Here is a 21,754-nt window from a genome sequence, read left to right as displayed (position 1 = left end):
AAAACATTTACTATTTTGTTCCTGGAGTTGAAGCGATAATCTTCATTTCGCCTTCAACCTTCCATTCGGTAATTTGTGCTGGTAAAATGCAGCTTGTTCCAGGCTTCATTTCATAACTTTGACCATCAACGATCAAATTCCCGTACCCTTCAACAACTGTTACTAACGTGTAATCTCCTTCTTTTTTAAGAGCAAGTTCACCCACAACATCCCATTCATACACATTAAAGAAATCTGTCTTCAAGTACGTAATTACTGAAGAGGTTCCCTTTTTGCTTTCAGAGATTTCTAATTCAGGACTGATAGCTGGAACAGTTGTCACATCAATTGATTGCTGGATATGCAATTCGCGTGTATTGCCTTGATCATCTTTACGATCATAGTCATAAACGCGGTATGTTGTATCTGAACTTTGTTGTGTTTCTAAAATCATGATGCCTTTACCGATTGCATGGATCGTACCACTTGGGACATAGAAAAAGTCACCTTTTTTTACAGGAACCCGTCGCAATAAATCATCCCAACGTTCGTTTTCAATCATTTCTGCCAGTTCTTCACGAGATTTCGCATTATGTCCGTAAACGATCTCCGAACCTGGTTTCGCATTAATAATATACCAGCATTCAGTTTTACCTAGTTCTCCTTCGTGCTTCAAGCCGTAGCTGTCGTCTGGATGAACTTGAACAGATAAATCATCTTCTGCATCTAAAATCTTGGTTAGTAATGGGAATACGTCGCCCTCTGCATTACCGAACAATTCACGATGCTCATTCCAAAGATCGCTGACCTTCCAGCCTTTGTAAGGACCGTTTTCTACGATACTAACACCATGCGGATGCCCGCTGATCGCCCAATCCTCACCGATTTTGTCATTTGGAATGTCAAAGCCAAAAACAGTGTGTAATTGATCGCCACCCCAAATTTTTTCTTGAAAGACTGGTTGTAAAAATAATGGTTCCATACTTCTTGCTCCTTTTTCTGATTAATATTTTTTATTTCGCTCTAGGCAAGCTACGAAAAGCTGTTCAATTTAAGTTAATAAAAGCACTCGCCTGCACTATTTTTTGTATCGTTCCATACGTTCATTTAAATAGCAGTCCAAAATTTCATCGCGATGACTCACATAGCTCGCACGATGATCCTCTGTGTGAACACGATTCGACAAAAAAATGAACGCTGATTTTTTGACGACATCCAGTAGCAGGAAGGTTCCAGTATACCCAGTGTGGAAAAGTAGCGGTGCTTGATCTAACGAACTATGTTTCAAATCCCAGCCGATTGAACGCTCACCTTTTCCTGTAGGTGTATGATCATGAAGTAATTCTTGAACTGTCTTATCCTGCAAATAAATCATATCGCTAACAACCCCAAGATTCAAATACATTTTTGCAAATTTACTTAAATCTTTCATATTCGTAAACAAACCCGCGTTACCAGCATGCTCTGCTAATACCCGAGCCTTCGGATCATGTGTACGACCTTTTAAAATTGTTCCATCTGATAATTTTTCAGTGGGAATAACCCTATCATATGGCGGCTGTAGTAGAAAATGACTATTGAACATGCCCAGAGGCCGCAAGACTTCCTGCCTAAAGACGTCGATCACATCTTTTTGATAAAGTTTTTCAAGTAGAAATCCCAACAAAATTGTTCCTGCATCAGTATATTTAACAACTTTTCCCAGGTCCTCTCCCGGTTGCAGGCTTAGATACGCAGTCCGCAATTCTTCTGCATTTAACTGATCCCGATTTGGAATGTAGGTTTGAATATCTGATGTATGGGTCAATAAATGGCGTAAAGTAATCGTTTCATTTTGAAATTCCGGTAATAAGCTGTGAAGAGATTGATCCCATGTAACCTTTCCTGCTTCCTTTAATTTCAACATAACAGTTGCCGTGCAGACCACTTTTGTTAAGGAGGCTACATCAAAAAGGAAGTCTTCCTGCATAGAAACAATTGTCGGTTCTACTTGTGCATTTCCTAAAACTTGCATCTCATCTTCCTCATCCTCAACAAAGCGAAGAACTGCACCAGGAAAAACACCTTCTCGCATTTTTTCTTCTATTAATTGAAACGTTTCAGGGTACATAACAACCTCCATAAGTAGTAATTCTAAAAAAGTATAGCATAAAATAATAAACCATTACTTTTGAACCTGTTAAAAAATACGAATAGCTCAAGGGGATGTTTTCAGGTAAAATGATAAGAATAAAAAATTGCTGTAAAAGGAGAGTCATCCTGATGAAAAAGAAACTTAAACAAATCCTGCAAACACGAAAAAATCTTATATTTTTATTGTCTTTCACATTGGTCTTTTTAATAGATTTTTTTGTTGTTGACTGGCAGTTTAAAATTATCGGTTTCTTTCTAGTATTACTGATCGACAATCTCCTGCTGTATCGATTCACTAATTATTTTTCTGAAACCGGTATATTTATCCGGCCTTCTTATAATTTTGTATCGAATCTATTTTGGAGTCTTTTGATAAGCTTGGTCATTTATTGCACTCAAGCGGTAAGACCGGATTTTGAAGTCATCCTTCTGCTTCTAATTTTTCATATGAGTTGGAAATAAAAAAGCCGCGATTTCTCGCGACTTCATAATCATTACTTCAATACGAACCACCATTCAATTCCGGCCGCATCATAAATCGTAATTAAGGATTTCTTCTTATCAATGAAGTAATCGAACTGCTTACTGCTAAGATGTTGGGACAACTCCATTAGTTTCGTTTTCGATACTTTAAATTGTAAAAAGTCCAAACCGAGTACTTTGTCCGTTGGCAAATCAATCGTGCCACCATTTGCAGTCGTTAAACCGACATTAAAGTCTCCGCGATTCAACAACAATTCTTCTTCACTTTCATCGTGAACTTTCAATCCTAGAATATCTGCCAAGAAGCTCTGCTGTTTATTCAGATCGCTGACATTTAAGTGAAGCTTATCGAAATAGGCTCCGTGGATTTTTTCTCGCTTAGTCGCTTTCTTTGCTAATTCATTAAAATCTAGTTCAACTGGCTCTGAAGTTGAACGTTCTTTACTAGGAGCAAAGAAAATTTCGATTTCATTTCCTTCGGGGTCTTCAAATAGAAGTCCCTTTTCATCATCGGCTTGTAACGCAGATTTAACAGGATAGTTTTCTTCTTTGGCACGGTAATAAACGTTTGCTAATTCCTCTTCATTGGGCACTACTAATGAGACCCTTTGCATTTTTTTAATCTCTCCACGATGTTCATCTGCTCGTGGACTCTCCTCCAACCAAAGTAATTCACTGGCCGGATCTTTGTATCCTAGAATCGCCAATTCGTTTTCTTCACGCAGCAAGTGCAATCCGATAATATCGCGATAAAAATGAATCATACCATCACGATCTCTCACACGAATAGCGATTGTTTTCAAACTAAGTTTCCCTAAATGAAAATTTTCCATTGTTCTCTTCCCTCCGTCACTACTATTCTAACGATGCCTTCTGATTCACGCAAGTAATATCTTTTTTTAAAGACTCTTCATCTACTTCCCTATCCGAGAAAGTGCAACTAATAACAAAAAAGTGATATTTTCATTGTATTCATGAAAAAAACTTGTCAATTTTTTCTAGTTTTGAAATTTTTTTGAATGTTAGCTTTACTTTTCGTCAAATTCAAGTAAAATGTCTATGATAACACTTGTAATAAGACGATAAATACATTAACCTTGTAATCACTATTAAGAAAGAAAAGGCTGTTGAAAAAAATGAATTATTCGGTAACAACAAAAGAATTTATGCTACTTGCTGCTAAGGAACCCGTGGAAGTTTTAGACTTAAGAGACCCTGATTTTATCGACTCCTTTGATTTACTAGAAGGATCAAACGTAACTCGTATCCCATTGACACAATTGCCTAATCGTTTGAACCAACTTGACAGAAGTAAAACGTATTACCTATTTACTCAATTCGGTGGTCGTTCAAAAACGATGGCGCAATTTTTAAGAAATGAAGGCTTCCAAGTCACAAATGTGATTGGTGGTACTGCTGCGTATAAAGAATATCTTGCGAGTTAACAAAATACATTTTTATTTAAAGCTTCCGAGCAGATAAATTGTCTGCTTTGGATATTTTGTGTACGATTCGTTTGTAATTAAATTTAAGGAGTGTTAGTTTTGGCAAATGTTCTAGTAGTGAATGCTCACCCGTTGTCCGCAGAAGACTCACAAACTGTAACTATTCTGGATACTTTTATTGAAGCACATCAAGCCAGTCATCCAGAAGATGTATTCACCATGTTAGATTTGTATTATACAGATCTCCCTGAGATTGACGGCGACTTACTGTCAGCTTGGAAATCTTTACAAAAGGGAACTAATTTTACAGAATTAAGTAATGTTCAGCAAGAAAAGGTTCGCGTTTTCAATGAATTTACTGATCAATTTTTAGCTAGTGAAAAAATCGTCATCGCCAATGCCTTATGGAACTTGAATATTCCAACGAAGTTAAAGGCTTGGTTTGACACGATCAACGTCGCAGGTAAAACCTTCAAATATACAGCAGAAGGTCCAACTGGATTGATTACAGATAAAAAAGCTCTTCACATCCAATCAAGTGGCGGTACATATAACGGTCAAGATTTCTCAGCACAATACGTTAAAGGAATTTTGAATTTTATTGGTATCACTGATTTTGATTCCATTTACATTGAAGGTGCGGATTATGATCCAGCAAGAGCACCTGAGATTATGGCTGCGGCAAAAGAAAAAGCCAAGTCATTGGCTACACAATTTTAAAAAAATGCCTGTCGATTATTCGTCGACAGGCATTTTTTCTTTCGCTTCATCCTCGTATAAGTTTGACACTCCTTTGTACCACTCAAATACATGGATTGCAATGACTTTCGCCACCGCATAAAATGGAATCCCCAATATAACTCCAACGATTCCAAAAATTTTCCCCGCTGTTAACAATACAAACATAATCGTGACAGGATGAATTTCTAATTGATTCCCTAAAACTAATGGCGAGACGATCCGCCCTTCAATGGTTTGTTCGATTGCAAAGACGATAATCACTTTTACCAGCATAATTGGTCCAGTAACAATGGCAATGAAGACCACTGGCACCATTGCTAAGAAAGATCCCAAATAAGGAATTAAATTTAAGAAGCCGGCCAAAATGCCTAAAGTAATTGCATAGTTCATTCCTACTAAAGAGAATCCAATAATGAACATCACAGCTACTGCAAAGGCCACCGTTAACTGTCCGCGGATATATGAAGCTAATTGCGAGTTCATCTCCGTCATGACCTTCAGTGTAGGTTTTCGTGCTTTTGTTGGTAAAAGCTTAAGAATATATGGCGCTAATTGATCGCCATCCTTTAGCAAGAAGAACAAAATGATTGGCGCTGTAATCAACGCGATCACCACTGTTGCTAATGTAGAGACAACACTCCCTAATCCCTGTAGCGTAACCCGAGAAATTCTTTGTGCTGTATCCGTCAATGACTCTAAAACTTTCTGCAAGCTATTATCAATATGTTGTTGAAACGGCTTGAAAGCGGGGTCCTTAAAGATATCATTTAATTTATCACTTATGGTGTCAAAATAACCTGGCAGACTTTTCATCATTGAGCCAATCTGCTCTCTGATCTGTGGAATAATCACTACGATTCCCCAAATAAGTAAAGCAACTACTGCGATGAAAAGTAATACAATCGCAAAGGTCCGCTTCAGTCCTTTACGCTCCAGAAAATTGACAACCGGGTTCATCAAATAATAGAGAATGCCGGCGATTACCATTGGAAGACCAACGATTGCAAAGAACTGTCCCACTGGCTCAAACAAATAGGATACTTTTGTAAAGACCAACGCGATCAATAGCAGCAATAATACAATGATCAATGCTACAACCACTTGGCTATTTAAAAACCATTTCCAAAACCAAGAAGTTTTTTGCGTTAATTTCTTTTTATCCACTCACTCACACTCCTACTGATAGGTAATTTTCATCCCTACTTCCAAGTTTGGAAGCTTTTCTGGGACAACATAGATTGCATTTGGAATCACTCCGACTTCTTTCTGAAAGAAAACTGTCGCATGTCCAATTTCATTTAAATTTTGATTGGCTAATGGCCCCATTCCAATCACCTGATAGGTCTGATCGCCAAAGATTAATTGACCACCTTCTTCTAACGCGATTGGTGTATCGCTAATTGGCTTTTGAACGATCGATACATCTAACAAGTCTGGTGTAATGCTTTCACCAAAAAGCACCAAAATATTTTCATCATTAACCGCATTTTTTCCAATTTGAGTAATTTCCATTTCAGTCATAGGTCACGCTCTTTCCACATTTATTTTTCAATTATATCACAAAGTTAGCGCTATCCAAGTGAGAATAAACTTGTTAAAATGTAGATACATTGAAGGAGGTTTTTTAATGATCCACAAAATAATTTTAGGTACGTACACACGACGCATCAGTCAAGGTATTTATCAGATCGAATTAGATACGGCGACTGAAACGTTAAACAATTTGGAACTAGTAACGGAAGAAACCAGCCCTACCTACTTCGCAAAAAGTAAAGAAGGTTTTCTTTACTCAGTCACTAGTCGCGATGGCCAAGGTGGAATGTCTAGTTACGATGCACAAACCAACTTTTTGAATGCGGTGACAGAAGAAGGTGCCCCACCTTGTTATGTAGCTGTCGATGAGGCACGCCAACTTGTCTATGGTGCCAATTATCATAAGGGTGAACTGAATACCTACAAAATTCAACCAGACGGCTCTCTTGAGGCCGCAGCGACCCTTTTTCATAAAGAACCAACAGGTCCACATAAAAATCAAGATCACGCTCATACTCACTACACTGATCTTGCACCCGATCAACGCTTAGTGGTCTGTGATCTTGGCACAGATCGTGTCTACACCTATGATGTCTCAGAAGCTGGTGAGGTCGAAGAAGTAGCCGTTTATGTAGCAGAACCAGGTACTGGTCCTCGTCATTTAGTTTTTCATCCGACTAAAATGATTGCGTATCTTTTTGGTGAGCTGGACAGTAGCGTCACTGTTCTAACGTATGACGAAGCAGATGGCAGCTTCACTCAAACACAGAAAGTCTCTACATTACCAAAGGATTTTGATGGTGAAAATGGCGGTGCAGCGATTCGTGTCTCAAATGATGGACGTTATCTGTATGCGTCAAATCGCGGACACAACTCAATTGCTGTTTTCGCAATCGCTGAAGATGGATTAAGCATTGATTCGATTCAAACGATTTCAACTGAAGGTGATTTTCCAAGAGACTTCGCATTGAGTCCTGATAATAAGTATGTAGTCGCAGCAAACCAAAACAGTGACAACTTAACACTTTATCGTCGAGACAGTGAGACTGGTCTTTTGACGATGATTCAAAAGGACGTCTTTGCACCGGAAGCTGTTTGTGTCTACTTTGATTAGTAGACAGCAAGACTCTATTATGGAGGTAATACTATGAATAAAGAGGAAGTTATTGAACGATTGAAAAAAGATTTGGATTTACCAAATTTTAAAGGACGTTTAGAAGAAAAAGAATATAGCGAAGAAGAATATCAAAAAATTAAAAATGATTTGAATGATTACTTCGAAAATTATGTACGAAATATCGAAAATTAAACAAAATGAGAGCTGACTACTGAGTATTATACTCGGTAGCCAGCTCTTTTGATAATTTACTATATTTAGTATTTCGAAAATGATTCTATTTAATCAGTATACTTTTAATTCATCACCAATGGAAATGGAATTCATAATTATAGTAAGATTTTTCTAAAGTAAAAATTTAAAAAAAGAAGCACCGATCGGCAAATCGGTGCTAAAGGAGTATTACCTAAATGCAATGAAAAAGAAAAGGTTGTTATTGGTTATGAACTAATAATACTCAATTCTTCTCCATTTGTATTTAAAATAACGTTATAAAAAAATTAGAAAACCTTTGTTCTTTTTGATGTTTCACTTGTTTACTATTTCAATAACAGATTAGTTATCTTTTGAATCGTTTTGTAGATCGTGTCCGTTGCAGCATCTTGTTTTTTTTCTGCTGCATTGAAGGCTTCCTCATTCACTTCTGGTAACAAACTATCCGTCATTTCTTGACAGCCAGCTACATATTGAATGTATGCTTTTTCGAAGCTTTTATGATTCCCCATTACTTTTGCTGGCGCTTTTAACATCCCAATTTTTTCTAAATTCAATTGATAAAACTGAGTGCCTTCTTTAAAAAGTTCATGGATTTCTGATAAACGTTCTTGGTCAAAATCAGCCATTTTCTTTTCATCTAAAGCAGTACGAATCTCTTCATAGCTCGGATGTAAACGTTCACCCATTTTTTCCGTATTTTGAACGATTTCGTTGATTTCTCTAGCATAAAACCCTGTATTAGGTCGCATCCATTTATTCCTACTTTCTTTTTTTAATACTTTCATTTTACCGATTTTCGCACAATATGCAAAGCAGCTCAGAAAATATTAAAATTTGCTTCATTTATTATTTGTTTGATGATACCTTATAAGAAATACATTTTATAGGGAGATCAATTATGGATAAGATTATCAGAAAATGGCGCAGTAAGGATGCAGGAAATTTAGCAAAAGCCCTAAACAATAAAAAAATTCAGGCAAATTTACGTGATGGTCTTCCTTATCCCTATACTGAGCAAGACGCAGCAGATTTTATTCGAAGCATGCTAGAAGCTGATCCGAACAAAACTTTTGCTTTTGCAATCGTGAATGACAAAGATGAAGCAATTGGAAGCATCGGTGCTTTTCGTTGTGAGAACATCCATCGCCTAACTGCTGAGATGGGCTATTATGTTGCAGAAGAGTACTGGGGAAAGGGAATTGGAACCAAAGCAATCAAACAGCTGACAGATCATCTTTTCAGCGAAACAGATATCATTCGAATATTTGCTGAACCCTTTTCAACCAATCATGCATCTTGTCGTTTGTTGGAGAAAAATGGGTTTCAATTAGAAGGTACCTTGAGGAAAAATGCAATAAAAAATGGTGTGCTACTAGATATGCAAATGTATTCTTTGATCAAATAAAAAACTCGCATGAGAGCCAAAAGTAATGGCTTCATGCGAATTTTTAGTTAAACTATTTTTTTTGCGCACTTCGTTGGAAGGCTTTAACAATCTCAACGATTGGAATAATCGCAAAGGATGCTCCAATTACAATCCCCCATTGATAGAGATCAAGATGTGCTACCCGGAAAATATCATTCAAGCCCGGTACAACAATGATCACCATCATCAAAACAAAGGATAACAAGATTGCCCAGTTAAAGCTCTTGTTGCGGAACGGGCCAACTTGGAACAATGATTGATGAACAGATTTTACGTTAAAGGCATGGAACAGTTGCATCAAGCCTAATGTCGCAAAGGCCATTGTCAACGCGTCAGAATGAATCTCTGCATACGCTGTATGAACGGGCCACTGGATTGCAGACCAGTAAACAAAGAGCACTGTACCTGCTTCTAAGATCCCTTGATAGATGATACTTGATAAGACACCACCTGAAAACAGGTTCGAACTACGGCCGCGAGGCTTATGCTGCATTAAATCTTTTTCAGCTGGTTCCATCCCTAACGCAATCGCTGGGAATGTATCTGTTACCAAGTTAATCCACAACAAATGAATCGGTAATAATGTATCCCAACCAAGTAAAGTGGCGATAAATAAGGTCAATACTTCACCCAAGTTCGCAGCTAGCAAATACTGAACCGCTTTTTGAATGTTTGAGAAGACTTTACGACCTTCTTCAACGGCAACGACGATCGTCGCGAAGTTATCATCAGCAAGTACCATGTCAGAAGCTCCCTTAGAAACTTCCGTACCTGTGATTCCCATACCAATACCAATATCCGCTTGCTTTAATGCTGGTGCGTCATTGACACCATCACCAGTCATAGCAACAACTTTACCTTCTTTTTGCCATGCTTTGACGATCCGAACTTTATGTTCCGGAGAAACCCGCGCATAGACAGAGTAGTGTTCCACTTTTTGTGCAAATTCTTCATCAGACATTTCATTTAATTGCGCACCGGTTAAGACAGAAGCATCGTCGCCTTTTTCGATGATTCCTAGACGAGCTGCGATAGCTTCGGCGGTATCCTTGTGGTCTCCTGTAATCATGATTGGACGAACACCAGCCTCTTTGGCAACACGTACGGCTTCAGCTGCCTCTGCACGCTCTGGGTCAATCATGCCGACTAAACCAGCGAAGATTAAATCATTTTCCACTACTTCAGTTTCTAATTCAACCGGAACAACATCAACATATTTATAAGCCATACCTAGAACACGTAATGCTTGTTGTGCCATGTCCTTATTATTAGCTAAGATATCTTGTTTTTCTTTGTCAGTCATTGGTACGACTTGACCATTCAATAAGATTTGTGACGTACGACCAAGTAACACATCTGGCGCACCTTTCACAGCCACCAAAATTTTACCATCTTTTTCTTCGTGCAACGTGCTCATTAATTTACGATCAGAGTCGAAAGGCAGTTCACCTACGCGTGGTTCTTCAGCTACCTTTTCACGAACATCAAAAGCATTATTTAAGCCAAACTGTACCAAAGCTGTTTCGGTTGGATCACCGATTAAGCCACCTTCTTGGGTGAACTTCGTATCATTCGCATAGTTCATGACTTTCATCGCCATACTATCTACTGGCACTTCACCATTTGCATCGTATTGATGATTATCAACATATAATTTTTCAACCGTCATCTGATTCAAGGTTAATGTCCCAGTTTTGTCAGACGCAATAATATCAGTTGAACCCAATGTTTCAACAGCTGGCAGTTTACGAATAACAGAGTTTCGTTTTGCCATTACTTGTGTTCCAAGAGCCAAGATAATCGTTACAATCGCAGGCAATCCTTCTGGAATCGCCGCAACCGCCAATGAGATCGAAGTCAAGAGCATATCAACCCATGAGGTATCGTTGAAGAAAATCCCAACAAAGAACATCACGATAGCTATAATAATAATTGCAAAGGTCAAGAATTTACTCAATTGGTTCAAGTTCGTTTTAAGTGGTGTTTCAGTCTCATCTGCCTGCGCCAACATACCAGCAATTTTACCAACTTCGGTATTCATTCCTGTATTGACAACGACACCCTTACCACGACCATAGGTTACATTACTATTTGAATAAGCCATATTAACGCGATCGCCAATTCCAACTTCCCCATCCTCAATCACGATCAATTCTTTTTCAACTGGTACGGATTCACCCGTCAGTGCCGCTTCTTCAATCTTCAATGAAGCAACTTCAATCAAACGCAAGTCTGCAGGAACGACATCTCCAGCTTCTAGCATCACGATATCACCAGGAACAAGATCTGTTGATTTTACTGAACTGATATGACCATCACGTAAAACATTCGCATTTGGTGTAGACATTTCCCGTAAAGCTTCGATCGCTTCTTCGGCCTTTGATTCTTGTACTACACCCATTACCGCATTGATGATAACAACGGCTAAGATAATGATCGAATCCACTACTTCATGAGAGACGACTGCGGAAATAATTGCCGCAAACAATAGGACAATGATCATTAAATCTTTAAATTGTTCGATAAAGCGAGCGAGCATACTTTTCTTTTCGCCCTCTTCTAATTCGTTCAATCCGAACTCACTTAAGCGTTTTTCTGCTTCAGCGGATGTTAATCCTTCTTCCGTCGTTTGAACTTCCGCTAAGACCTGTTCTGTTTCCTCCGTGTAAAAAGGCTTCAGCAGTTGTTGTTTTTTCTCCTCTGACATTAATATCCTCCTTATTTGTTTCGGATGTCCTATACTATTCAACTAAAATGTGTACACTTACTGTTGAAACGTAAATATAAACAGACATCCTTAAAATGATGTTCCTTTTGGGAATAAAAAAAATAGACTTGTGTATGCGAAAGACACATACATAAGTCTCACTATTTAAGACAACACCAGAAAATTACTTTTCTTGCTGGTGGCGTTGCCACAGCTTGCGCTGCTAGTTACTCCCTCATGAATACAAAACGAATTATAGCATGAGAAAAGGCCGGAATACAATCACTACTTTTCAATTAATGAATTGTAAGAGTTTCCAACAGAGACTTTTGTCCAGAAATCTTCAGCAGTTCCTTGTTCCATGCCCATTATAAACTTTTCTCGGATATCTGGGTAGTTTTTAGCAAGCTGCGACACCAAGTTCTTGATTTCTTCCCTTTTTGTTTTTTTATCCACAGGACAAGGATTAAAAATTACAGGAAGTTCTTCACGTTTCACAAGTCGAATAATTTGTTTCTCCTCTAAATAGATCATTGGGCGTACTAATGTCACCTTCGTTTTTGATAAATAGCTTTTTGGTTCAAAACTATTTAAACGTCCGTGAAACAAAAAGTTCATAAAGTAGGTTTCAATCGCATCATCTACGTGATGACCTAGAGCTACTTTTTGACACCCTAGCTCACTTGCCCGATTATATAAGATTCCACGGCGAAGCTTTGCGCATAAAGAACAGGGCGACTTTTCTTCACGAATATCAAAAACGACTTTCGCGATATTTGTCGGAACGATTTCTAATTGATACCCTAAGTTTTCAACGAAATTTTTCATTGGAGTAATGTCACAGCCCTCAAAACCCATATCAAGAGAAATCGGTACAAGCTCAAAGTCAAAACCTAAACGCCGTTGACGTCGAATCCGATCTAATAAATAGAGCAATGTCGTGCTGTCCTTTCCGCCACTCATTCCAATCGCCACTTTATCACCAGGCTCAATCATTTGATGAGTTAAAATTGCCCGACGAAGCGGATTGTAGTAATTTTGATTGTCCTTCTTTTTAAACCCCATATTTACTCCCTTAATCCTTTGTTTATTCAAAAAATTTTTCCTTCAAGCTATATTGATTACCAGCCGTAATGTCGTATTGGATCATTTGGTATTCCTGATAAATTTTCTCTTGCTTTTGATTGAAACGAGCTTCTTTAAACCATTGTCCACTTTGGTAGTACATTCCTTTTTCAAAGGCAGGAAACTCTTTTTGCAAAGCCATTAATAAATTTTGAAATCCAGTCATTTGAAGTCTGCCCTGTTGGAAAAGATCTGCTGCAAAATAAAAGGGACTTGTTGTAACTTGCTGTCTATTGAGTTTATGGCGATTGTCATACATCAGAAATTCTGTTTCATGTAGTAAGTGCCCTTGGTTTTTCTTTTGAATATCGTCTGAATAAATTCCTGGCAAATGATCTCCCCAAAAAACAACCAGTGTTCGTTCAGGTAGATCATCTAATTTTTGCAGAAAATCCTTCAGCGCCTCACTACTATACGCAATATCTTGCAAATAAGCACGAACAGACAAGCTATCGTCCCCTTTGACTAAATAAGGGATATTCGAGTATTTATTTTCATACGGCATATGCGTCTGCATTGTCACTAAATGTAAAAATTGTGGTTTTTTATTTTTATCTAATTGATCAAAGATTTCTTGGTATGCTGCCGCGTCTGAAATATATGGATTGTTTTCAAGTTTATCCGTATGCTTCATTGTTTTTTCATCTAAAAACTGATCAAAACCAAATGTTTCATAGACATCTTTTCTCTTATACATGGACGTATTGTAGGGGTGAATGGCAGTCGTTTCGTACCCGCGTTCTTTCAATGTCCCAACTAATGAAGGAAATGAATCAAAATCCGACATCAGCATTGTATAAGGCGTAGTCATCTGTGCGTTGAAAAGCTCCATGGAGAAACCAGTTAAGGCTTCAAATTCGATATTTGCCGTTCCGCCGCCATAATTTTGCGACAGCATCTGACCACTATAGGTTTGATCGGCGATGGCACGATAATCTTGTAGTGGATCTCCACCTAAAATTTCTAAGCCGTTCAAACGAGTTGGATCAGAAAAACTTTCACTCATCACATAAACAATATTCGGTTTTTCTTCTTCATTTGTTTTTGTCTTCTTTTGATACTTCTTCGTGATTTTTTCTACATTAGCTTGAGAGTAATCCTCTGGCTTTTCCATCGCCTCAACAGGCAAATTATATAGAAAACCACCCATAAATCCAGTGTTGTAATAATTCATTTTTTGACTGTAAGGAATCCATAAAGCTGTTTTATTATAAGCTTTGCGCAATAAATTCCCTTGTTGATTAAATCCACCTATATACAGCAACAAGCCGCTGGTTAAAACGAAAAAGCCCAAACGAATCCATTGTTGTCTTTTGTCTAACTTCAAACTTTTCTTAAAGCTAAAGAGAACTAAAGCAATTCCCGACACTAAAATCAGAATAAATAGAAGGAACAACGGAAGCCCAACCATGTCGTAGATCATTCCGAATTCAGTAATCATTTTCAAATCACTTGGATAGATTGGTTCCATCCGATACCTCATCTTTAAATAATTCGCAATTCCTACCCCAATCACCGTTAAAAGATAAAATGCACTTCCCGTTTTCCATGACCCTAAAAGACTACTGAGCCAACCATAAAAGATAAACAGTACAAAGCAACCTAAAAAGAATTTTTCGGTATGCCAAGAAAAAGCAAATTTGAACATTAATTCAAAGGAAAACTCATTTTGCGTTAGTTGAAAAAAAAGATTTGAACTTACAATTAATCCTAGTACACCAACAAATTTCAACAGTTGACGCCAAGGAATATTTCGAAGTTTTTGCATGTGTCTCTCCTATCCATGGACGACTAAATCAGATTGATACTTTCAATACGAAATAGCGATCCAATGCCCCTCATACATATCTTTCTTTCAGCCAGTCTGTTTAAACTGTTGAAATAAGAGGACATCTTACATAGTTTAGCGAGAAAGTAGAAGAAAGTAAAGAACGATAAATTTATACTAGTATCATAATATAGAGCAAAAAAGTCTAGCAGAGTTAACGCTCCGCTAGACTGCAATTCATTTACTATTTCCAAAAATCATCGAAGATCGTAATTGGTAAATGGCGCTTATGCTGCGTTTTATTCCACCAATTTTCAATCGTTGCTTGCGCCTTTTCGTCAATTGACTTACCTTCTAAGTAATCATCAATGTCATCATAGGTTACTCCCAATGCCACCTCATCAGAGATTAAAGGTTTCCCATCTTCTAAATCAGCCGTCGGAATCTTCAAGTACAAAGCCTCTTCCGCTCCTAATTCTTTCAACAGCATTTTTCCTTGACGTTTATTTAAGCGAAACAGCGGCAAAATATCCGCGCCACCATCGCCAAATTTAGTAAAGAATCCAGTGATATTCTCGGCTGCATGATCTGTTCCGATAACAGCGCCTTGATTGTCACCAGCAATTCCATACTGTGTGATCATTCGTTGACGTGCTTTGATATTCCCTTTGTTAAAATCACTGATAGCAACACCAGCTTCTTCTAACGCAGCAACCTCTGCATCGACAGCTCCTTTGATATTCACACTCAAGCTAACATCTGGTTTGATAAAAGCTAATGCTCGCTTAGCATCTGCCTCATCCGCTTGAGAACCGTAGGGTAACCGCACAGCGATAAATTTATACGTATCATCGCCTGTTTCTTCTCGCATCTCCTCCATCGTAAGCTGAGCGAGACGACCAGCTAGGGAAGAATCTTGCCCTCCGCTGATTCCTAAAACAAATGTTTTTAAAAACGGATATTTACTTAGATAGGCTTTTAAAAACTCAATGCTTTTGCGAATTTCTTCTTTAGGATCAATTGTAGGTTTCGTTCCTAATTCCTTAATGATTTCTTCTTGCAGCTTCATCATAAGCTCCACTCCTTTAATCTTCTTGTTCTGTTTTTACCACAGATCTACGCACTTGGTCCATAATTTTGTTTTTATGATTCCAACACTCAGTAGAGAGATCAACTGGATATTTTTGTGGATTTAGGTCACGTTTGTATTCTTCCCATAGTGAATCTAAGCTGTCTTTAGCCATCTGTTTTACTGCTTCTAAATCAGGCAGTTCATAAGTAAGCTTGCCTTCTACATAGATGTCTCTCAAGACGGGTCGAGCCTCAAAATTCTTCACCGTTTTATTGATATAAGGATACACTGGATGGAACATATAGATTTCTTTTTCTTCCCGAGGATCCTCATCCCACAGCGTGACATAATCACCTTCTGATTTACCATCAGATTTACGAGTGATCCGCCAAACTTGTTTTTTACCAGGAGTCGTGACTTTCTCCGCATTGCTAGAGAGCTTAATGGTATCCACCATTTCCCCCCGCTCATTTTCGATTGAAACCAATTTGAAAACGGCCCCAAGCGCTGGCTGATCATAAGCCGTAATTAATTTTGTGCCAACTCCCCAAACATCAATTTTTGCGTGTTGCATCTTCAAGTTTAGAATCGTGCTTTCATCCAAGTCATTGGATGCATAAATCTTTGCATCAGGGAATCCAGCTTCATCTAATTGTTGGCGTACTCGTTTAGAAATATATGCCATATCACCGCTATCGATTCGTACGCCTAAGAAATTGATTTTATCACCCATTTCTCGGGCAACTCTGATTGCACTTGGTACACCTGATTTGATCGTATCATAGGTATCTACTAAGAAAACACAGTCTCGATGAGTTTCGGCATAAGCTCTAAAACCATCATAATCATTGCCGTAGGATTGGATCAATGAATGAGCATGGGTACCGCTGTCAGGAATACCAAAAATTTTTCCTGCTCGTACATTGCTTGTGGCATCAGCACCACCAATGTAGGCTGCCCGTGTTCCCCAAAGTGCCGCATCTAGTTCCTGAGCTCGACGTGTCCCGAATTCTAGCAATGGGTCATCACCGATTACAGATTTGATACGAGCTGCTTTGGTTGCTATCAGTGTCTGGAAATTCACAATATTTAAAAGTGCCGTTTCTACCAATTGACATTGAAGTAATGGACCCTCAACCTGAATAATCGGTTCGTTGCTAAAGACCAATTCACCTTCCACTGCAGAACGAACAGTACAAGCAAATTTAAAATCTCGCAAATAATCGATAAAATCAGTCGGGTAATGTTCTACCTCAGATAAATAAGCCAAATCACTCTCGCTGAAAGTCAATTCTTCCAAATATTTTACAAGTCGTTCAAGACCGGCAAAGATGACATAGCCATTATCAAATGGCATATTGCGAAAATAACACTCAAATACGGAATGAATATCTGCTCGACCTGTCTCCCAATACGTTTTCATCATATTAATCTGATAAAGATCTGTATGAAGTGTCAAACTGTCATCCTCGTACAACTTTTTCATAGTCATGCTCCTCATTTGTTTTTAGTAAAATAAACTATTTCACTTATTATAGCACAAGAATTCCTAGGTAGTAGTAGTGGCTCTCCAACACAAAGAAAATCTATCTAAGAAAAGGACAAATCCATGTTTATCATTTTATCGCTGATTGAAAAAGTAAAAAATGAAGCGTAACTTTGGAAATTTGTTATTTGAGCTCTAAAATAGACTGCCTAGAATGAAACTAATAAAGGACTCAGCTTACAGAAATTTACAAAAAAAAGAAAAAGGCCTTGAGCCTTTCTCTGATTTCTGATTATTCTTTTGGAATTTTATATTCCACCGCGATGATATCTTTATAAGATTCTTTAGGTCGTAGACCCGCTTCTATAATTTGTTTTTTATAACCAACATCTACAGTAACATCTTCACGATCAACTTTTAACAATCGATGAATAATTGTGTCTACTTCCTGATGACTGATTTTACGTTTACGATTCAACAGTAACAAATCAATTGTATCAAAGCGATCAGCATAAATGATCTTCGTTCGATCATATGCAAATAGTTTGAGCAGCTTTACAGCTGGGCGATTATCAAAAAAATATTTGGTTAGATTAGGATATAGTGTTTCTAAGTTAACATTACTATTCAACGGTGTTTCGATTAATTTCATTCAACATTCTCCTATCTCTACATATTTTTATTCTATAAGACTGATTTATTTTCTTTATAATGATTATTTTACCATATGAATCAAACGTTTTTTAATGAATAAAAAAAATCTTAGAAAAAAGAAATAAATTGATAGAATCGCCTTATAATCACTCGCTATCGAAAATACATTTTACTCAAATTGTTTTTTAAAGACATAGAATTTAAAATTTTTCAGTACATTTAGAAAAAAAGTCATCGGAAGTTTTCCGATGACTTTTCACCTTATGCTGAACTGACTACATCATGCCGCCCATCATTGATGGATCCATTGCTGGGGCAGCAGCTGCACCACCTTCAACAGGTTTGTCAGCAACAACTGCTTCAGTTGTTAATAACAACGCAGATACTGATGCAGCATTTTGTAAAGCTGAACGAGTAACTTTCGTTGGGTCAACAATTCCAGCTTCGATCATATTGACATACTCACCAGAAGCTGCGTTAAAACCAGTTCCTCGATCCGCATTTTTCAATTTATCGATTACAACTGAACCTTCAAAACCGGCATTTTCAGCAATTTGACGAACAGGTTCTTCTAAAGCACGAACCACGATTTTCACACCTGTTGCCACATCGCCTTCAGCGTCTAATTCAGAAACGCGCTTGATGACATTGACTAATGCAGTCCCACCGCCTGAAACGATTCCTTCCTCAACAGCTGCACGTGTTGAGTTCAAAGCATCTTCAATACGTAGTTTTAATTCTTTTAATTCTGTTTCAGTAGCCGCACCAACTTTAACCACAGCGACACCGCCAGCAAGTTTAGCTAGGCGTTCTTGTAATTTTTCACGGTCAAAATCAGAAGTTGTTTCACCGATTTGGCGTTTAATCATTTCAACGCGATCAGTTAACGCAGCCTTATCGCCAGCGCCTTCAACGATTGTTGTGTTATCTTTATCTACCACAACTTTGCCAGCAGTACCTAAGTTCTCGATTGTTGCTTCTTTAAGATCTAAACCAAGATCTTCTGTAATGACAGTAGCACCAGTTAGGATTGCGATGTCTTCAAGCATAGCTTTACGACGATCACCAAAACCAGGAGCTTTAACTGCTACTACATTAAATGTTCCGCGAATTTTGTTCAATACCAATGTTGGTAATGCTTCGCCGTCCACATCGTCAGCGATGATCAATAATGAACGAGATTGTTGCAATACTTGTTCTAGCAATGGCAAGATATCTTGAATATTTGAGATTTTCTTATCTGTAATCAAGATATATGGATTTTCAAGTGCTGCTTCCATTTTATCATTGTCTGTTACCATGTATTGAGATAGGTAGCCACGGTCAAATTGCATTCCTTCAACCACGTCTAATTCAGTATCAATCCCTTTAGATTCTTCAATAGTGATAACCCCATCGTTACCAACTTTTTCCATAGCCTCAGCAATTAATTTACCAACTTCATCACTGCCAGAAGATACAGCTGCAACTTGTGCAATGGCATCTTTTGAATCTACTTCTTCAGAAATGCTGTGTAGTTCTTCAACCGCTGTTTTCGTAGCCAATTCGATTCCGCGACGGATACCCATTGGGTTTGCACCTGCAGTTACGTTTTTCAATCCTTCACGTACAATTGCTTGGGTAAGAACAGTCGCTGTCGTTGTACCGTCTCCAGCGATGTCATTAGTTTTTGAAGCAACTTCTGAAACTAATTTTGCTCCCATGTTTTCGAAATGATCGTCTAATTCGATGTCTTTTGCGATCGTTACACCGTCATTTGTGATCAATGGAGAGCCATAAGATTTTTCTAAAACAACATTACGTCCTTTTGGTCCTAATGTAACTTTAACTGTATCTGCTAATTTGTCTACACCACGTAGCATTGCTGCGCGAGCATCTTCAGAAAATTTAATATCTTTTGCCATGATTCTTTCACCTCATTATTATTTTATTCTACAATTGCCATAATATCTTTTGCAGCGATGATCAAATATTCACTGCCTTCATATTTCACTTCTGTACCTGCGTATTTTTCAAACATTACCATATCACCAACAGCTACTGGCATTGGACTTTTTTGACCGTTTTCCAACACATTGCCTTCACCAACAGCCACAACTTTAGCTGTTTGTGGTTTTTCTTTGGCCGCTGAAGCTAAGACTAGGCCTCCAACTGTTTTTTCTTCTTCTTGAGTAACTTCAAGAATGACACGATCACCTAATGGTTTTAACACAATAAATCCCTCCAACTAGTAATGATTTTCTAAATCGTTAGCACTCTTGGTTATCGAGTGCTAACTCACAATTCTTATAATACCATTTTTGTTTCTTTTTGCAAGTCCTTCGTTTACTTTTTTGATTTTTTCTACACTAAGTTTTTAGTGATATATGATATACTTGGGAACAATAAACGTTTAGAAAGGAATACTAATGACTGAAAAAAAATATAGTTTTATTACAATTTTTACTTATGGATTAGTGCTTTTTTCACCAATTCTTTTTCAGAGCCTTCTGAAAGCCGGCCCTTCATTGATTATTCAGTTAACGACTTTAACTTATTTTCTAGGGGCTATCCTGATGATTTTTTATCGTATCAAATCAAAAACGTTTGAGTTAGAAACACGACAAAAAAATCTTCTCATCACTATTTTAATTGGGATAGTTGGGATTCCTGTTTCTTTATTGCTGCAAATGCTTATCTTGCAAATCGAGCAACGCTTTCTTGGGCAATCGGCGGCTTCACAAAATACTCAAAATATCGTCCAACTAATTATGAACAACATGATTTTCATCTTAGCGACTACGATCGCTGGTCCGATCATGGAAGAATTTGTTTTTCGTCGTGCGATCTTTGGGTCATTAGAGAAAAGATTTGGCTTTTTCTTACCTGCATTATTAAGCTCTGCCCTATTCGCTTTTGCTCATAACGATGGCCACTATCTTTTATATGCAGGGCTTGGTTTCTTATTCTGCGGCATGTATCGTTATAGTGGTCGTATCTGGACTTCGATGATTACCCATGTAGGTATGAATCTATTAGTGATTCTGACACAATTGGCATTACAGTCATAAGTGATGTCAAACCAATCTTTTGCTATTTTATAAAATTCTCCTTAGACTAAAGATATGATGTAGTCTAAGGAGGTTTTTTGTATGAGAGTAGCAATTATCGGTGCTACTGGAAATGCTGGTTCACTGATTTTAAAAGAAGCCTTGAATCGTAATTTGGCTGTAACCGCAATCGTGCGCCATCCAGAAAAATTAGAAGTAGAGGTGCCGATCTTAGTTAAAGATTTATTTGAGCTTACTAAAAAAGATGTAGAATTTTTTGATGTTGTGATTGACGCATTTCGTCCACCAGTCGGACAAGAACAGATGCATCAAACATCTTTAAAGCATCTCATCACTATTCTACACGGAACAGAGACACGTTTGATCGTCGTCGGTGGCGCTTCTTCTTTGTTTGTCGATGAGAATCATCGCATGATTGATCTTTCTGATCCAAATGCCGTTTATTATCCAACCGCCTATAATATGTACCAAGCCTTTTTAGATTTGAAAGCAGCTCAACAGTTAAATTGGACTTACTTAAGTCCTGCCGCAAACTTTATTCCAACTGGTTTACGTACGGGACATTATCAGGTCAGTGATGATCGTTTACAAAAAAATGCAGACGGTAAAAGTGAAATTAGTATGGCAGACTATGCCATCGCCATGATCGATGAAGTCATTGAACCGAGACATTTAAATCAGCATTTTAGTGTCTATAGTTTAAGAAAACCTCAGGAGAAAACCGCTCCTGAGGACTTTTTGTTTAGATGAATCATTTTATTGTCGATCACTGATTCTAAATTCGTATCCAAGTACGTTCTTATAATATTCTGGATACAT

General features: G+C 37.9%; 21 protein-coding genes. 7 read left to right on the top strand and 14 right to left on the bottom strand.

Annotation, left to right across the window (positions count from 1 at the left end; genetic code table 11):
* Window positions 1-10: 10 nt before the first annotated feature.
* The 3 genes from manA to KQI58_RS16725 all read right to left on the bottom strand — a co-directional run bounded on the left by manA (window position 11) and on the right by KQI58_RS16725 (window position 3,428).
* Window positions 11-961 (bottom strand): mannose-6-phosphate isomerase, class I, encoded by a 951-nt coding sequence (gene manA / locus KQI58_RS16735; RefSeq protein WP_216410165.1) that lies wholly within the window; start codon window positions 959-961, stop codon window positions 11-13.
* 96 nt (window positions 962-1,057) lie between these two features.
* The gene (locus KQI58_RS16730) at window positions 1,058-2,089 is read right to left on the bottom strand and encodes a serine hydrolase domain-containing protein (RefSeq protein WP_216410164.1); all 1,032 of its coding nucleotides are present in this window, start codon (window positions 2,087-2,089) and stop codon (window positions 1,058-1,060) included.
* Between the two features lie 517 nt (window positions 2,090-2,606).
* The gene (locus KQI58_RS16725) at window positions 2,607-3,428 is read right to left on the bottom strand and encodes a VOC family protein (protein ID WP_216410163.1); all 822 of its coding nucleotides are present in this window, start codon (window positions 3,426-3,428) and stop codon (window positions 2,607-2,609) included.
* A gap of 303 nt (window positions 3,429-3,731) precedes the next feature.
* On the opposite strand from KQI58_RS16725, the gene KQI58_RS16720 reads away from it, so the two are divergent.
* Together KQI58_RS16720 and KQI58_RS16715 are read left to right on the top strand one after the other, a co-directional pair.
* Complete coding sequence (locus tag KQI58_RS16720; RefSeq protein WP_216410162.1) at window positions 3,732-4,040, top strand: rhodanese-like domain-containing protein; 309 nt, start codon at window positions 3,732-3,734, stop codon at window positions 4,038-4,040.
* Window positions 4,041-4,139: 99 nt separating this feature from the next.
* Window positions 4,140-4,760, top strand: a complete 621-nt coding sequence (locus KQI58_RS16715) for an FMN-dependent NADH-azoreductase (RefSeq protein ID WP_216410161.1) — start codon at window positions 4,140-4,142, stop codon at window positions 4,758-4,760.
* A gap of 15 nt (window positions 4,761-4,775) precedes the next feature.
* Here KQI58_RS16715 and KQI58_RS16710 read toward each other — a convergent pair whose 3' ends face one another.
* On the bottom strand, window positions 4,776-5,945 hold the full coding sequence (locus KQI58_RS16710; RefSeq protein WP_216410160.1) for an AI-2E family transporter: 1,170 nt from the start codon (window positions 5,943-5,945) through the stop codon (window positions 4,776-4,778).
* A gap of 12 nt (window positions 5,946-5,957) precedes the next feature.
* A complete protein-coding gene (locus tag KQI58_RS16705; protein ID WP_216410159.1) occupies window positions 5,958-6,302 on the bottom strand; it encodes a PTS glucitol/sorbitol transporter subunit IIA in 345 nt (114 codons plus the stop codon).
* Between the two features lie 106 nt (window positions 6,303-6,408).
* On the opposite strand from KQI58_RS16705, the gene KQI58_RS16700 reads away from it, so the two are divergent.
* Together KQI58_RS16700 and KQI58_RS16695 are read left to right on the top strand one after the other, a co-directional pair.
* Window positions 6,409-7,428 carry a lactonase family protein gene (locus tag KQI58_RS16700; RefSeq protein ID WP_216410158.1) on the top strand — a complete coding sequence of 340 codons (1,020 nt, stop codon included), beginning with the start codon at window positions 6,409-6,411 and terminating at the stop codon, window positions 7,426-7,428.
* A 33-nt stretch (window positions 7,429-7,461) separates the two neighbouring features.
* Complete coding sequence (locus KQI58_RS16695) at window positions 7,462-7,623, top strand: hypothetical protein (RefSeq protein WP_164872420.1); 162 nt, start codon at window positions 7,462-7,464, stop codon at window positions 7,621-7,623.
* Window positions 7,624-7,970: 347 nt separating this feature from the next.
* Here the strand turns inward: KQI58_RS16695 and KQI58_RS16690 are convergent, their stop codons facing one another.
* Window positions 7,971-8,396, bottom strand: a complete 426-nt coding sequence (locus KQI58_RS16690) for a hypothetical protein (protein WP_016180452.1) — start codon at window positions 8,394-8,396, stop codon at window positions 7,971-7,973.
* Window positions 8,397-8,545: 149 nt separating this feature from the next.
* Here KQI58_RS16690 and KQI58_RS16685 point away from each other — a divergent pair, with 149 nt between their 5' ends.
* Window positions 8,546-9,052: a GNAT family N-acetyltransferase gene (locus KQI58_RS16685; RefSeq protein ID WP_216410157.1), complete on the top strand. Its 507-nt coding sequence runs from the start codon at window positions 8,546-8,548 to the stop codon at window positions 9,050-9,052.
* A 52-nt stretch (window positions 9,053-9,104) separates the two neighbouring features.
* Here the strand turns inward: KQI58_RS16685 and KQI58_RS16680 are convergent, their stop codons facing one another.
* The 8 genes from KQI58_RS16680 to groES form a co-directional block, all read right to left on the bottom strand.
* Window positions 9,105-11,780 (bottom strand): cation-translocating P-type ATPase, encoded by a 2,676-nt coding sequence (locus KQI58_RS16680; RefSeq protein WP_216410156.1) that lies wholly within the window; start codon window positions 11,778-11,780, stop codon window positions 9,105-9,107.
* 285 nt (window positions 11,781-12,065) lie between these two features.
* Complete coding sequence (locus KQI58_RS16675) at window positions 12,066-12,845, bottom strand: tRNA 2-thiocytidine biosynthesis TtcA family protein (protein ID WP_216410155.1); 780 nt, start codon at window positions 12,843-12,845, stop codon at window positions 12,066-12,068.
* Between the two features lie 22 nt (window positions 12,846-12,867).
* A complete protein-coding gene (locus tag KQI58_RS16670) occupies window positions 12,868-14,673 on the bottom strand; it encodes an LTA synthase family protein (RefSeq protein ID WP_216410154.1) in 1,806 nt (601 codons plus the stop codon).
* A 244-nt stretch (window positions 14,674-14,917) separates the two neighbouring features.
* On the bottom strand, window positions 14,918-15,742 hold the full coding sequence (nadE, locus tag KQI58_RS16665; RefSeq protein ID WP_216410194.1) for an ammonia-dependent NAD(+) synthetase: 825 nt from the start codon (window positions 15,740-15,742) through the stop codon (window positions 14,918-14,920).
* A gap of 16 nt (window positions 15,743-15,758) precedes the next feature.
* Entirely contained in the window at window positions 15,759-17,231 is a 1,473-nt protein-coding gene (locus KQI58_RS16660; protein WP_216410153.1) for a nicotinate phosphoribosyltransferase, read from the bottom strand.
* 292 nt (window positions 17,232-17,523) lie between these two features.
* Window positions 17,524-17,883: a DUF1827 family protein gene (locus KQI58_RS16655; RefSeq protein WP_216410152.1), complete on the bottom strand. Its 360-nt coding sequence runs from the start codon at window positions 17,881-17,883 to the stop codon at window positions 17,524-17,526.
* A gap of 277 nt (window positions 17,884-18,160) precedes the next feature.
* Complete coding sequence (gene groL, locus KQI58_RS16650; protein WP_216410151.1) at window positions 18,161-19,789, bottom strand: chaperonin GroEL; 1,629 nt, start codon at window positions 19,787-19,789, stop codon at window positions 18,161-18,163.
* 23 nt (window positions 19,790-19,812) lie between these two features.
* On the bottom strand, window positions 19,813-20,097 hold the full coding sequence (gene groES / locus KQI58_RS16645; protein WP_010745764.1) for a co-chaperone GroES: 285 nt from the start codon (window positions 20,095-20,097) through the stop codon (window positions 19,813-19,815).
* A gap of 196 nt (window positions 20,098-20,293) precedes the next feature.
* Between groES and KQI58_RS16640 the strand changes: the two genes are divergently transcribed.
* Both KQI58_RS16640 and KQI58_RS16635 read left to right on the top strand, forming a co-directional pair.
* Window positions 20,294-20,935: a CPBP family intramembrane glutamic endopeptidase gene (locus tag KQI58_RS16640; RefSeq protein WP_216410150.1), complete on the top strand. Its 642-nt coding sequence runs from the start codon at window positions 20,294-20,296 to the stop codon at window positions 20,933-20,935.
* 81 nt (window positions 20,936-21,016) lie between these two features.
* Window positions 21,017-21,685 carry an NAD(P)-dependent oxidoreductase gene (locus KQI58_RS16635; RefSeq protein WP_216410149.1) on the top strand — a complete coding sequence of 223 codons (669 nt, stop codon included), beginning with the start codon at window positions 21,017-21,019 and terminating at the stop codon, window positions 21,683-21,685.
* Window positions 21,686-21,754: the final 69 nt, after the last annotated feature.

The organism is Enterococcus raffinosus (genome assembly GCF_018917525.1).
Lineage (GTDB): Bacteria > Bacillota > Bacilli > Lactobacillales > Enterococcaceae > Enterococcus_A > Enterococcus_A raffinosus_A.
Note: the sequence above shows the minus strand (reverse complement) of the source record. Positions and strands in the feature narration are given on the sequence as shown.